Source organism: Streptomyces sp. NBC_00523, assembly GCF_036346615.1.
Classification (GTDB): domain Bacteria; phylum Actinomycetota; class Actinomycetes; order Streptomycetales; family Streptomycetaceae; genus Streptomyces.
In genome coordinates this window covers 5,855,685-5,868,693 of the sequence record NZ_CP107836.1, presented here as the reverse complement: position 1 = coordinate 5,868,693, position 13,009 = coordinate 5,855,685, and the positions used below count along the sequence as shown (strand labels likewise).

At 70.4% G+C, this 13,009-nt stretch carries 10 protein-coding genes; 2 read left to right on the top strand and 8 right to left on the bottom strand.

Features of this window, described 5'->3' with window-relative positions; all coding sequences use genetic code 11:
- Nucleotides 1-14: 14 nt before the first annotated feature.
- Nucleotides 15-1,121 (bottom strand): hypothetical protein, encoded by a 1,107-nt coding sequence (locus OHS17_RS26615; RefSeq protein WP_330314169.1) that lies wholly within the window; start codon nt 1,119-1,121, stop codon nt 15-17.
- A 254-nt stretch (nt 1,122-1,375) separates the two neighbouring features.
- On the opposite strand from OHS17_RS26615, the gene OHS17_RS26610 reads away from it, so the two are divergent.
- The gene (locus OHS17_RS26610; protein WP_330314168.1) at nt 1,376-2,479 is read left to right on the top strand and encodes an LCP family protein; all 1,104 of its coding nucleotides are present in this window, start codon (nt 1,376-1,378) and stop codon (nt 2,477-2,479) included.
- A 128-nt stretch (nt 2,480-2,607) separates the two neighbouring features.
- Here the strand turns inward: OHS17_RS26610 and OHS17_RS26605 are convergent, their stop codons facing one another.
- Complete coding sequence (locus OHS17_RS26605) at nt 2,608-3,738, bottom strand: hypothetical protein (RefSeq protein WP_018100723.1); 1,131 nt, start codon at nt 3,736-3,738, stop codon at nt 2,608-2,610.
- A gap of 176 nt (nt 3,739-3,914) precedes the next feature.
- Here OHS17_RS26605 and OHS17_RS26600 point away from each other — a divergent pair, with 176 nt between their 5' ends.
- On the top strand, nt 3,915-4,310 hold the full coding sequence (locus tag OHS17_RS26600; RefSeq protein ID WP_330314167.1) for an NTP pyrophosphohydrolase: 396 nt from the start codon (nt 3,915-3,917) through the stop codon (nt 4,308-4,310).
- 25 nt (nt 4,311-4,335) lie between these two features.
- On the opposite strand, the gene OHS17_RS26595 is transcribed toward OHS17_RS26600, so the two are convergent.
- From OHS17_RS26595 to OHS17_RS26570, 6 genes are all read right to left on the bottom strand, one after another.
- Nucleotides 4,336-5,841 (bottom strand): amino acid permease, encoded by a 1,506-nt coding sequence (locus OHS17_RS26595; protein ID WP_330314166.1) that lies wholly within the window; start codon nt 5,839-5,841, stop codon nt 4,336-4,338.
- Between the two features lie 159 nt (nt 5,842-6,000).
- A complete protein-coding gene (gene dxs / locus OHS17_RS26590) occupies nt 6,001-7,977 on the bottom strand; it encodes a 1-deoxy-D-xylulose-5-phosphate synthase (protein ID WP_018100726.1) in 1,977 nt (658 codons plus the stop codon).
- A gap of 187 nt (nt 7,978-8,164) precedes the next feature.
- Nucleotides 8,165-9,481, bottom strand: a complete 1,317-nt coding sequence (locus OHS17_RS26585) for a sugar ABC transporter permease (protein ID WP_330314165.1) — start codon at nt 9,479-9,481, stop codon at nt 8,165-8,167.
- Nucleotides 9,478-10,266: an ATP-binding cassette domain-containing protein gene (locus OHS17_RS26580; RefSeq protein WP_063822575.1), complete on the bottom strand. Its 789-nt coding sequence runs from the start codon at nt 10,264-10,266 to the stop codon at nt 9,478-9,480. The genes OHS17_RS26585 and OHS17_RS26580 overlap by 4 nt, the downstream gene beginning before the upstream one ends.
- 235 nt (nt 10,267-10,501) lie before the next feature.
- Entirely contained in the window at nt 10,502-11,569 is a 1,068-nt protein-coding gene (locus tag OHS17_RS26575) for a sugar ABC transporter substrate-binding protein (RefSeq protein ID WP_026171201.1), read from the bottom strand.
- Between the two features lie 123 nt (nt 11,570-11,692).
- Complete coding sequence (locus OHS17_RS26570; protein ID WP_330315363.1) at nt 11,693-12,892, bottom strand: ROK family transcriptional regulator; 1,200 nt, start codon at nt 12,890-12,892, stop codon at nt 11,693-11,695.
- Nucleotides 12,893-13,009 lie beyond the last annotated feature (117 nt).

Genomic DNA, 13,009 nt, shown 5'->3' with positions numbered 1-13,009 from the left:
CCCCGCAGGGGCTTTCATATCCGGCTCCAGTCACCCAGGGTCAGACCGGGGCCGTCCGTCTGCCGCGCGAGGACGGGGCGTCCGTCGGCCCCGGATACGGCCACGACGACCCGTCCGTATCCGTCGAGCGCGAGCGAGGGGTCACCGGCGGCGGTCGCACCGGTGTCGGTCCACCACATCCCGCCCCGTTCCTCCTCGGTGGAGCAGGCGCCCAGATGGACCGAGCCGTCCGGGCCCCGCACCGCGAGCACCGTGCAGTCGAAACCGTCCACCGTCCCCCGCACGGCCGCGATGCGGCCGTCGCCCGGAGTTCCGCCCAGCGGCATCGGCCAGTTCCCGGGCCGGAAGGCGACGACTCCGCCGCCGCGGACATCGGTCAGGTAGTGCGTCATGCGCCCCGGAGCGGTCTCCAGAGCCGTCGCGCTCCCGGGCAGCGGGACGACACCGGCGTCATAGCCCCGGGTCAGACCCTCGCCCTGGCCGCTCTGGCGCAGATGGAGGGCCGCCGCGCGGGTGGGGGCGAGCAGCTCGACCAGTCCGCCGGCAGTCGCCGCGAGTGACGGCCGGTCGGTGACTCCGGCGATGTCGAGTTCCTTCCACGCCTCCCACTGCCCGTTCCGGTCCTCCCGTCGCAGCGCCGCGCCGCCCCACGCCGTCGGAACACAGACGTACAGCGCGCCGCCGTTCGCCACGGCCGCACTGGGGACGCCCACCTGCTCGGAGCGGTCGAGGTCCTTGAAGGGGTTGCCCAGCGACCGCCACTCGGTGACGGGCCGTCCGGTCTGGTACTGCGTGGCGCACACGATGTCCACGGCGGACCTGCCGTCGACCTTCGACCGCACCCGGCGCCCGACGAAGTGGACGTAACGATTCTGGCCCTGGGTCACCGTGAGGTGGGTGAGGTCCTTCACCGGATGGGCGTCCGGCCCCGACCAGCGCGAAGCACCGACCGCCTCCTGCGTCCAGCGGAGCAGCGCGTCCCCGGTGTGCAGATAGACGGTGAGCCGGCCGTCGTGTCCGGCGAGCAGCCAGGGACCGCCCTCCGTGCGGCCGGGCTCCCCCTCGCCCTGGGCGGAGGGCGCGTCCCGCCGCTCCGTTCCGTACAGCGAGGCACCCCGCATGGCTCGTCCTCAACCTTTCAGGGCAGCGGGCCCCCAGGACGGGGGCCGGAACCGAGACATCATAGACAGGACCGGAACAAATGAGCGATGAGCGCCCGTTCTGTCACAGTTGCGCGACAGCCTTCGTACGTACACCTGATCGACTGCTTATAGTGCTCATCCCGGGAAAACGAGGACCGGCTCCACCCCCCACCCGAGTCCCAGCCCATCATTTGCGCCCTGACCAGGCCACAAGCTGTGAGGACTCATTCAGGATGAGCCAAGACGACACGACCCCCGGCCAGGGGAGCTCCCCGGAGACCCCCCGCCGCCGTGGGCGCAAGCGTGTCCGGACGCGGGGCCAGCGAATACGGCGGGTGATCCTGGTCTCGGCCCTGGTGCTCGTCGTCGCCGCGGGCGGCACCGCGTGGTGGTTCTGGAGCCACCTCAACGGCAACATCAAGGGCGTCGACATCAACAAGGCGCTCGGTGAGGACCGTCCCGAGAAGCTGCCCACCAGCGGGCAGAACCTGCTGGTCCTGGGGTCCGACTCGCGGGCCGGCTCGGAGAACAAGGAGCTGGGCGGCGGGATCGGGGTCAGCGGGGCCCGGTCCGACACCGCGCTCGTCGTGCACATCCCGGAGGGCCGTGACAAGGCCGTCGCCGTGTCCATCCCGCGCGACACCCTGGTGACCCGGCCCGAGTGCACCAAGGGCGACGGTTCGACGGTGGCCGGCAAGGACCGTGTGATGTTCAACTCGGTGTACTCGCAGGTCGGTCCGGCGTGTGTGGTCAAGACGGTCGAGAAGATGTCCGGGGTGCGGATCGACCACTACCTGGAGATCAACTTCGCCGGGTTCAAGGGGCTCGTGGACGCCATCGGCGGGGTGAACATCGACGTCAAGGAGCCCATCCACGACAAGAAGACCGGGCTGAACGTCGACGCCGGACCGCACAAGTTCGACGGCACCGAGTCCCTGAAGTTCGTCCGTACCCGGTACAGCCTCAGCGACGGCACCGACCTGAGCCGCATCGGCCTCCAGCAGCAGTTCCTGATGGCGCTGCTCAAGGAGGTCAAGAGCCAGGACCTGCTCGGCAGCCCGACCAGCGCCTACAAGATCGCCAACTCGGCCACGGCGGCCCTGACCACCGACGACGAGCTGGCCTCGCTCACCTCGCTCGCGAAGTTCGCCCGGTCCATGAACGGGGTCGACCCGGACACGATGGAGACGATCATGCTCCCCGTCGAGTACGACAAGATCGACCACAACCGCGTCGTGGCCGTGAAGTCGCGGGCGGACGCGCTGTGGAAGGCGCTCCGCGAGGACACCCCGATCCCCGAGTCCGCCAAGAAGTCCCCGGCCCTCGGCCAGGGCTGAGCAGCATCGCGGCATACGGCCCCGGGAGCGGTCCCGGGGCCTTGGGGGGTGTCTTGCCGGTCAGGGCCGGGTCCGCGGCGTCTGGCACGGCCTGACCGACCCTGACCGGCGAGACACCCCCTAGTGGTTCACACCCGCTGGGCCGGTCCCAGCGCGAGACCCGGTTCGTCGTTCTGCCGGGCCACGTACAGCCCGCCGCGTTCGCCGATCATCGCGAGCACCACGCGCCCCTCGCCGTCGAGCGCCAACGCCGGGGGCGCCGAGGTGCGTTCGCCGGTCGCCGCCCACCACAGGCCGCCCGCCTCGTTCTCCGTGCCGCAGGCCGCGAGCAGGACGCGACCGTCGCGGGTGCGGTGGGCGAGCACCGTGCAGTCGTAGTCGTCCAGTTCGGCGCGGAGCACCGCGATCCGGCCCTCGGCCGGGGTGTCCCCGATCGTGATGGGCGGGGTGTCCAGGCGGGTGGCGACCAGGGTGCCGGTGGTGGCGTCGGTCCAGTAGAAGGTGTTGCGGTCGGGCGCGGTCTCCAGCACGCTCACCGCGCCGCCGGCGATCTTGACGTTGAGGTTGTCGCCCTTCTGGAAGGCGCCGCCCGGCTCGGCCTGGGCCCACCGCATGGCCTTGTTGGTGCCGGGGACCAGGAGCTCCATGCGGCCCGAATCGGCGACCGCGACGGCCATCGTCTCCTTGCCCAGAGTGCCCCTGAGGTCCTTCCACCCCTCCCACTTGCCGCTCTTCGCCTCGCGGCGCAGCATCATGCCGCCGTTGGCGTTGCGGACGAAGACGTGGACCATGCCGGTCGGGGCGACGGCGGCGGCCGGCGGGCCGATGCGGGCGGCGCGCTCGTCGCCGTCCTTGTACGGATTGCCCACGGTCCGCCACGCGGTGACCGGGCGGCCCGTCTGGTACTGGATGGCGTGCACGAGGTCGACCTGCGGCTGCTCCTCGTCGCCGTGCACCGTGCGGCGGCCGATGAAGTGCACGTAGCCGTCCGGGCCCTGGGCGACGCCGAGGTGGGTCAGGTCCGGGACCGGGAAGAATTCGGGGCCCTGCCAGCCGGGGCCGCCGGGGCATTCCTCGGTCCAGCGCAGCAGCCCGTCCTCGTTGCGCGCGTAGGCGGTGAGCCTGCCGTCCTTGCCACGCACGAGCCAGCGTCCGTCGACCGGGGTCTCGCCGGTGCCACGGGCGCTTTCGACGTCTCGCAGGGCATCGTCGCCCTTGCCCGAGGCGCTCCCCTGGGCACGTCTCGACCTGACTCGCATGTCGTGGCGTCTTCCTTCCGTGATGGTCCGCCCCCGATCTGCGGCTTTGTGTCACGACCGGCATCCGGAAGGCGGGGAGCACCCATCATAGAATCACCGTTCGAACCCTTGGAATCACCGCGTCCGCACCGCTTGCGCGCGGCTTCGCCACACCCCGGGCATGACAGGGTGGCCCCATGCCGAATCCGCTGCCCCTGGTGATCGTCGACGCGGCCAATGTCGTCGGGTCCGTCCCGGACGGCTGGTGGCGGGACCGGCGGGGTGCGGCCGAGCGGCTGCGCGACTCGCTGGTTCCCTACGCCTCCGACGGCCTGCCCGGTACGCCCGGCCCCGTCGACCTGGTGCTGGTGGTCGAGGGGCGGGCCCGGGACGTCGCGCCGGTGCCCGGGGTACGGGTGGCGGCTGCCCCGGGCAGCGGTGACGACCTGATCGCCGAACTGGCGGCGGGCGCGGCGGCGGAGACCGCGCCGCGCCCCTGTGTCGTCGTCACCGCGGACCGCGAGCTGCGCCGCCGGGTCGAGGCGCACGGGGCGCGGTGCACGGGGCCGCGCACGGTGCGGCCGGAGGCTTAGGGCCCTTCCCCCGGATCAGGCCGGGTCAGACCCGGTCGCGGTTCACCCGGCTGTGCGAGCGGCCGTACGCGAAGTAGATGACCACGCCGATCACCATCCAGACCACGAACCGCAGCCACGTCTCGGCGGGCAGGTTGAGCATCAGCCAGACCGAGGCGGCCACCGACACGATCGGGACGGCGGGCACCCACGGGGTGCGGAACGCGCGGTGCAGGTCCGGGCGGGTGCGGCGCAGCACGATGACGCCGAGCGCGACGACCACGAAGGCGAAGAGCGTGCCGATGTTCACCAGCGTGGCGAGCTCGTTGATGCTGGTCACCCCGGCGACGACGGCGATGATCACGCCGAGCAGGATGGTCGGACGGTACGGGGTGCGGAAGCGCGGGTGCGTCTTGGAGAAGAACCTCGGGAGCAGGCCGTCCCGGCTCATCGCGAAGAACACCCGGGTCTGGCCGAGCAACAGGATCATGCAGACCGTGGTGAGGCCGACGGCGGCGCCGAAGCTGATGACGCCGGCGTAGAAGGGATGTCCGACGGCCTTGAAGGCGTCGGCGAGTGGGGCGCTGACGGACAGCTCGGTGTAGTGCTGCATGCCGGTGACGACGATCGACACCGCGACGTAGAGCACGGTGCAGATGAACAGCGAGGCCAGGATGCCGCGCGGCATGTCGCGCTGCGGCAGCTTCGTCTCCTCCGCGGCCGTGGCGACGACGTCGAAGCCGATGAAGGCGAAGAAGACGATGGAGGCGGCGGTGAAGATGCCCATGACGCCGAAGTTCGTCGGGGCGTAGCCGAAGATCAGCTGGACCAGCGGGGCGTCGAACCCGGACCCGGAGGGCTGGGGCTGGGCGTCGGGGATGAACGGGGAGTAGTTCCCGGTGTCGATGAAGAACAGGCCCGCGATGATCACGATCAGGACGACGGCGATCTTGATGGCGACCACCACCGTGGTGACCCGGGCGGAAAGCTTCATGCCCAGGACCAGGATCACGGTCAGGATCAGCACCAGGGCGAAGGCCAGGATGTCGAAGCCGAAGCCGTCCGCCACGTCCGGCCCGGACAGCACGTCCGGCAGGTGCCAGCCCGCGTTGTCCAGCAGCGAGCGGACGTAGCCGGACCAGCCGACCGCGACCACCGCCGTGCCCAGCGCGAACTCCAGCACCAGGTCCCAGCCGATGATCCAGGCGACCAGCTCGCCGAGGGAGGCGTACGAGAAGGTGTACGCGGACCCCGCGACCGGGACGGTGGACGCGAACTCCGCGTAGCACAGGGCGGCCAGCGCGCAGACGACGCCCGCGACGACGAAGGCGAGGGCGGTGGCCGGGCCCGCCGTCTCCTTGGCGACCTTGCCGGTGAGGACGAAGATGCCGGTGCCGATGACGACGCCGACCCCGAAGACCGTGAGGTCGAGGGCCGAGAGCGACTTCTTGAGGGCGTGCTCCGGCTCCTCGGTGTCGCGGATGGACTGCTCGACCGTCTTGGTCCTGAACAGCCCGTTGCCGCTCGGGGGCAGGTCCTGCTGCGTGCTCACCGGCGTACCTCCACGCACTCGTCGTGCACGCCAGTCTCCGGACCCGGCCCCACCACCCGTTCGCGGCACGCCTGCCGCGGCCGGATTTCACGCGAACGGGCCGGTCGGACCACTCGTTACGGGTGGTCCGACCGGCCCGTTCGGCCGAGCTGCTACGGGTCAGTCCCGGACGCGCTCCACGACGGTGCGGTCCTCCGCCGATTCGTAGCGCCCGTCCAGCTTGGCGACCAGGCCGGTGACCTGGCGGGCGATGTCCGGCGCGGTCAGCCCGATCTCGGCCATGACCTCCTTGCGGGAGGCGTGGTCGAGGAAGACCGGCGGGATGCCGAAGTCGCGCAGCGGGACGTCGACGTCCGCGTCGCGCAGCGCCTGGGAGACCGCGGAGCCGACGCCGCCGGCCCTGCTGTTGTCCTCGACGGTGACGACGACGCGGTGCTGCGCGGCGAGCGGGGCCAGGGCCTCGTCCACCGGCTTCACCCAGCGCGGGTCCACGACGGTCGTGGAGATGCCCTGGGCGTCGAGCAGGTCGGCGATCTCCAGGCACATCGGGGCGAGCGCGCCGATGGAGACGAGCAGCACGTCGGGCCGGGCGGCGCCGGGCTCGCGGAGCACGTCCATGCCGCCCACCGTGCCGACGGCCTTGACCGACGGGCCGACCGCGCCCTTGGAGAAGCGGACGACCGTGGGTGCGTCGTCCACCTCGACGGCCTCGCGCAGCTGGGCGCGGACCTGGTCGGCGTCGCGCGGGGCGGCGATCCGCAGGCCGGGCACGACCTGGAGGATCGACATGTCCCACATGCCGTTGTGCGAGGCGCCGTCCGTACCGGTGATGCCGGCCCGGTCCAGGACGAAGGTGACCCCGCACTTGTGCAGGGCGACGTCCATCAGGACCTGGTCGAAGGCGCGGTTGAGGAAGGTGGCGTACACCGCGAAGACCGGGTGGAGGCCGCCGGTGGCGAGGCCGGCCGCGGAGACCGCGCCGTGCTGCTCGGCGATGCCGACGTCGTAGATCCGGTCCGGGAAGTCCTTCTCGAACCGGGTCAGGCCGACCGGCTGGAGCATGGCCGCGGTGATCGCGACGATGTCCTCGCGCTCGTGGCCGAGCTTGACCATCTCCTCGCCGAACACCGAGGTCCAGTCGAGGCCGGAGGTGGCGACGGGCAGGCCCGTGTCGGGGTGGATCTTGCCGACGGCGTGGAAGCGGTCGGCCTCGTCCTGGAGCGCGGGGGTGTAGCCGCGACCCTTCTCGGTGAGGCAGTGCACGATGACCGGACCGCCGAAGCGCTTGGCGCGCTGGAGGGCGGATTCCAGGGCCTCGATGTCGTGGCCGTCGATGGGGCCGACGTACTTGAGGCCGAGGTCCTCGAACATGCCCTGCGGGGCGATGAAGTCCTTGAGGCCCTTCTTGGCGCCGTGCAGCGTCTCGTACAGCGGCTTGCCGACGACGGGGGTGCGCTCCAGGAGGTCCTTGCCGCGGGCCAGGAAGCGTTCGTAGCCGTCGGTGGTGCGCAGGGTGGCCAGGTGGTTGGCGAGGCCGCCGATGGTGGGTGCGTAGGAGCGCTCGTTGTCGTTGACGACGATGACGAGGGGGCGGTCCTTGGCGGCGGCGATGTTGTTCAGCGCCTCCCAGGCCATGCCGCCGGTGAGGGCGCCGTCGCCGATGACCGCGACGACGTGGTCGTCCTTGCCGCGGACCTCGTTGGCCTTGGCGAGGCCGTCGGCCCAGCCGAGGACGGTCGAGGCGTGCGAGTTCTCGATGACGTCGTGCTCGGACTCGGCGCGCGAGGGGTAGCCGGAGAGGCCACCCTTGCTCTTGAGCCTGCTGAAGTCCTGGCGGCCGGTGAGGAGCTTGTGCACGTAGCTCTGGTGGCCGGTGTCGAAGAGGACCTTGTCCTTCGGCGAGTCGAAGACCCGGTGCAGGGCGATGGTGAGCTCGACCACGCCGAGGTTGGGTCCGAGGTGTCCGCCGGTCTTGGAGACCGCGTCGACCAGGAAGGTCCGGATCTCCTCGGCGAGCTGCTCCAGCTGCTCGGGAGTGAGCCGGTCGAGGTCACGCGGTCCGCCGATGCGGGTCAGCAGATCCCATCCGTCGCCCACCACCGCCCGTGCGTGACGCGCTTCGCGCGGCTGTGTCACCGTGCCTCCTTGCGATTGTGCTGGTCGAGCATGCCGATCCGATGAGTCTAACGGCCTCCCCCCGAAGCGGGAGTCGGGGCGTGCTGCCCCTTCCGTGCCGGTACGCGCCGGAGCCCGGCGCCCTCCGTGGGGGCGCCGGGCTCCGGCGGGTGGTGCGTACGCGCGCGGCCTGCGGTGTTGCGTGTCGCTAGGCGCGCCCTGCGGTCTTCTGCGTCTTGCGGGAGACCGAGTCGATGATCACGGCGATGAGGAGGACCGCACCGGTGATCATGTACTGGATCGCGTTGGACGACAGGTTCATCTGGTTGAGGCCCTGGACGATCGACTGGATCACCAGGATGCCGAGGAGCGCCGACCAGACCTTGCCGCGTCCGCCGAACAGGGACGTACCGCCGATGACGGCCGCGGCGATGCACATCATGAGCTGGTTGCCGCCACCGAGGGAGCGGTCGGCGCCGCCGGTCGCGGAGGCCAGGAAGAGGCCGCCGACCGCACCGAGCGTGCCGGAGATCATGAACACCGAGATGCGGATCCAGGAGACGTTGATACCGGCGCGGCGCGCGGCCTCGACGCCACCGCCGACCGCGAAGACCTGACGGCCGTACGTGGTGCGGCGGAGCACGAAGTCGGTGATGACCAGGATCGCGAGGAAGATCACCAGGGAGAGCGGGAGGCCCTGCTCCTGGTTGAACGCGTACGCGGCGAGGAGGGCCAGGACGGCGAGCAGCACGGTGCGCAGGATGATCTCGCTCTGCGGGCGGGCCGGCAGCTCGGCGGCCTTGCGGCGCCGCGCGTCACGCAGCTGCGTGAGGTAGAAGGCGACGATCACGACGATGGCGAGGCCGTAGGCGGCGGCGACGTCCTCGAAGTAGTAGCTGGTCAGGTCGCGGACGAAGCTGCCGAGCGGGGTGGTGATGGTGGACTTCTCGCCCATCACCCAGGTCTGCATGCCGGCCCAGCCCAGGAAGCCCGCCAGGGTCACGACGAACGCGGGCACGCCGATCTTGGCGAAGACGATGCCGTGGAAGGCGCCGATGACCGTGCCGGAGAGGATGCCGAGCACGATGGCCAGGCCGTCGGGCATGTCCGTGCCGAGGACGGCCCACACCGCGCCCGCCAGACCGGCGACGGAGCCGACCGCGAGGTCGATCTCGCCGAGCAGCAGGACGAAGACGATGCCGACGGCCATGATGCCGGGGCCCGCCGCGTACAGCGTGATCTGGTCGAGGTTGTACGAGGTGAGGAAGTTGCCGGTCTCGGCCTGGAAGACGATGCCGATGATGATCAGGCCGACCACGACGGGCAGCGAGCCGATCTCACCCGAGCGCACCTTGCGCTTGAACTCGGTCCAGTAGCCCTTGAAGCCCTGCTCCCGGACGAGCAGCCGGGGGTCGACGACGCGCACGGCGCCCTCGGCCGCCGCGGGGGCCTCGGTGGTCTCGGGGGCCTCGGTGGGCTCCGCCTGGGCCGGGACCTTGGCCGAAGTCTCGTTGGTGTTGCTCACTTGGATGCCTCCGCGCTGCGCGACTTGCGACGGGTCACGGCGTTGTCCGTGGCGCCCGTGATCGCGGCGATGATTTCTTCGTGGCTGGTCGTGGCCACGGGGAAGACGCCGTTGTTGTGGCCGAGTCGCAGCACGGCGACCTTGTCGGCCACGGCCTTCACATCGGCCATGTTGTGGCTGATGAGGATGACGCCGAGGTTCTGCTCGCGCAGCCGCTCCACCAGGTCGAGCACCTGGGCGGTCTGCTCGACGCCGAGGGCCGCGGTGGGCTCGTCCAGGATCACGATCTTGGGGTTGCCGACCAGGGCGCGGGCGATGGCCACGACCTGGCGCTGACCGCCGGAGAGCGCGGCGACCGGGATGCGGACGCTGGGGATGCGGATGGAGAGGGTCGACAGGAGGTCCTGGGCCCGCTTCTCCATGGCGACCTCGTCGAGGACGCCGCCCTTCTTGATCTCGCGCCCGAGGAAGAGGTTGGCGACGACGTCCAGGTTGTCGCAGAGCGCGAGGTCCTGGTAGACGGTGGCGACGCCGAGGTTCTGGGCGTCGTGCGGACGGCTGATGTCCACCTTCGCGCCCTCCCACTCGATGACGCCCTCATCGATGGGGTGCACGCCGGCGATCGTCTTGACCAGCGTGGACTTTCCGGCACCGTTGTCGCCGACGAGGGCGACCACTTCTCCGGCGTGGACTTCGAGATCGACACCGGAGAGGACCTGGACCGCTCCGAATCGCTTGAAGACTCCACGCAACGCCAGCACGGGCGTCTGTGACACGTGAACCATCTCCTTCGCCGCCTGACCGGCGGGGATGTGCCGCCTGACCGGCGGAGACGCCGCGCCGCGAGGGCAGCGTCGACATACGGGAAGCACTGGGGGGAAGAGTGTCCGGCACCCGGCCGGAAGCGGGGTGTGAGCCGACCGGGGCCGGACAGTCATGGGGGCGCGGGCGGGTTCCGCCGTGCGGGGCGGACCCGGGCCCGCACGCGCCGGGGCCTGTCGGCCCCGGCGCGAGGAGGGACTACTTGATGCCCAGCGCGGTGCACTTGGCGGCGATGTCCTTGACGCAGACGTCGGCGACCTTGTAGATGCCGTCCTTGATCACGGTGGACTCGATGTTGTCCTTGTTGACCACGGTCGGCTCGAGCAGCGTGGACGGAACGCCGTCCGTCTCGCCCTGGGCGCCGATGTCCTTGCCCTGGAGCAGGTTGACGGCGAACTGGGCGGCCGCGGGGGCCAGCTGCTTCGGCGACTTGTAGATCGTGAAGGTCTGCGTGCCGGCGATGATCCGCTGGATGCCCGGGAGCTCGGCGTCCTGGCCGCCCACCGGGATGTCCTTGATGCCGGCGTTGCTCAGCGAGGTGATGATGCCGCCCGCCATGCCGTCGTTGGCGGAGTAGACGGCGTCGATCTTGCCCTTGCCGACCGAGGAGATCGCGGCGGTCATCTTCTCACCGGCGATCTTCGGGTCCCACTCGCCGGACGCCTCGTAGGCGATCTTGATCTTGCCGTCGAGGGACGCGTGGGCGCCCTTCTTGAACAGACCGGCGTTCGGGTCCTTCTCGTCGCCGTTGATCATGACGAGGTTGGCCTTGGCGGCCTTGGCACCCAGGGCGTCGAGGACGGCCTGGCCCTGGAGGCGGCCGATCTTCTCGTTGTCGTGGCTGACGTAGGCGTCGGCACCCGCGATGGCGCGGTCGTACGCGACGACCTTGACGCCCTTCTTGTGGGCGGCCTCGACCCAGGCGGCGGACTTCTCGGCGTCGACCGAGGAGATCGCGATGACCTTGATGCCGTCGGCGATCTGCTGCTCGAACTGCTGCTTCTGCTGGCCGACGTCCCCGGCCGCGTTGTTGTAGACGACCTCGCAGTCGGCGCAGTCCTTCTTGACCGCCTCGATGAACAGCGGCTTGTCCAGCGTCTCGTAGCGGGCGGTCTTGTTCTCCGGGAGCAGCAGACCGATCTTGGTCTTGCTGCCCGAGTCCGCCGAGTCCTTCTTGTCGTCGCCGGCCTTGCCGCAAGCGGCGAGGGAGACGGCCATCGAAACGGCGGCCGTGCCTATGACGATGCGTCGCGTCATTGCGTTCATTGGGGGTTTGCCTCCCTGACGAGGCCGCAACGTCGCGGCCGAGGTGGCTGGAAGTCAACTCGGCCGCGAGGGCGGCGTCAAGGAGTAAATCCTTAACGAGATGACAACGGTGCCATTCGTTATCTAAGTGAAGGCAGGAGTGGCCGCAGGGAGGGTGCTCTCCAAAAGGGTTGAATCCCCCATCTCGCTCAGGACGAGCGCCAGCGCGCCCAGCACCTCCGCACGGCCCCCCAGGGCCCCCGGAAGCACGGACAGCTGCCGGGCCGCGCTGGGGATGGCGTAACGCGACACGGAGTCCCTGATGGGCCCCAGGACCAGCTCCCCGGCCTCCGCCAGCGAGCCGCCCAGCACCACGCGGCTCGGGTTCAGCAGATTGCAGAGGTTGGCCACCCCGCTGCCGATGTGCCGCCCGACGTCACCGATCACCCGTCGGCAGCCCGGATCCCCCTCGCGGGCCAGCTGGACCACCCGCTCCATGGTGAGATCGGGGCCGTGGCTGGGCTGGAGCAGGGGCAGGACGTAGCGCGCGGCCGTGAAGGTCTCCAGGCAGCCGCGGTTGCCGCAGCGGCAGACCGGGCCCGATTCGTCCAGGGTGATGTGGCCGATCTCGCCGGCCGTGCCGCCCGGGCCCCGGTAGATGTGCCCGTCGATCACCAGACCGGCGCCGACACCGCTGGCGACCTTGATGTACGCGAGGTCCCTGACCCCCCGGCCGCTCCCCCACACCAGCTCGCCCAGGGCCCCGAGATTGGCGTCGTTGTCCACGTAGACCGGCACGCCGAGGCGGGCGGCGAGCTCCTCGCTGGGGTTGATGCCCGTCCACCCCGGCAGGATCGACGTGGAGCCCAGGGTGCCGGACTCGACGTCGATCGGGCCGGGTACACCGAGTCCCACCCCGATGACCTTCCCCGGGCTGATCCCGGTGGTCTCGATCAGCCGCTTGACCAGCTGTTCCGCCCGTCCGAAGCCCTCGGCGGAGGAGGCGTCGACGTCCAGCGGCTCGGACTCCTCGGCGAGCACCTGGTGGGCCAGGTTGCCGACCGCCACGCGCAGGTGGGTGTGGCCGAAGTCGACGCCGATCACGATGCCCGCGTCACCGCTGAGCGAGACGCTGCGGGCCCGGCGGCCGCCCGCCGAGGTGGGGGTCACCTCGACCGTGCCGCTTTCCTTCAGTTCGCGAACGATATTGGAGACGGTGGCCGCGGAGAGGCCCGTACTCCTGGCGATCTCCGCCTGGGTGAGCGAACCAGCCATGCGTACGGCGCGCACGACCCGCTCAAGGTTGGCGCGATGCAGAGACGTCTGCGACCCCGGAGTCTCCATCGACTCACTCACTCCTGCCATATTCTCCAACATGTGAACTCTAAGCTGACCGTTTTCGGGCGGGCCCCGTCAAGACCTTGAGCAGTCGGAGCCACCGATGAGCACCGCTCCTCCACC

Coding starts and splice junctions, on each gene's coding strand:
- OHS17_RS26615 (WP_330314169.1), bottom strand. CDS start 1,121: ATGCGGGGTGCCTCGCTGTACGGAACGGAGCGGCGGGACGCGCCCTCC.
- OHS17_RS26610 (WP_330314168.1), top strand. CDS start 1,376: ATGAGCCAAGACGACACGACCCCCGGCCAGGGGAGCTCCCCGGAGACC.
- OHS17_RS26605 (WP_018100723.1), bottom strand. CDS start 3,738: ATGCGAGTCAGGTCGAGACGTGCCCAGGGGAGCGCCTCGGGCAAGGGC.
- OHS17_RS26600 (WP_330314167.1), top strand. CDS start 3,915: ATGCCGAATCCGCTGCCCCTGGTGATCGTCGACGCGGCCAATGTCGTC.
- OHS17_RS26580 (WP_063822575.1), bottom strand. CDS start 10,266: ATGGTTCACGTGTCACAGACGCCCGTGCTGGCGTTGCGTGGAGTCTTC.
- OHS17_RS26575 (WP_026171201.1), bottom strand. CDS start 11,569: ATGAACGCAATGACGCGACGCATCGTCATAGGCACGGCCGCCGTTTCG.
- OHS17_RS26570 (WP_330315363.1), bottom strand. CDS start 12,892: ATGGAGACTCCGGGGTCGCAGACGTCTCTGCATCGCGCCAACCTTGAG.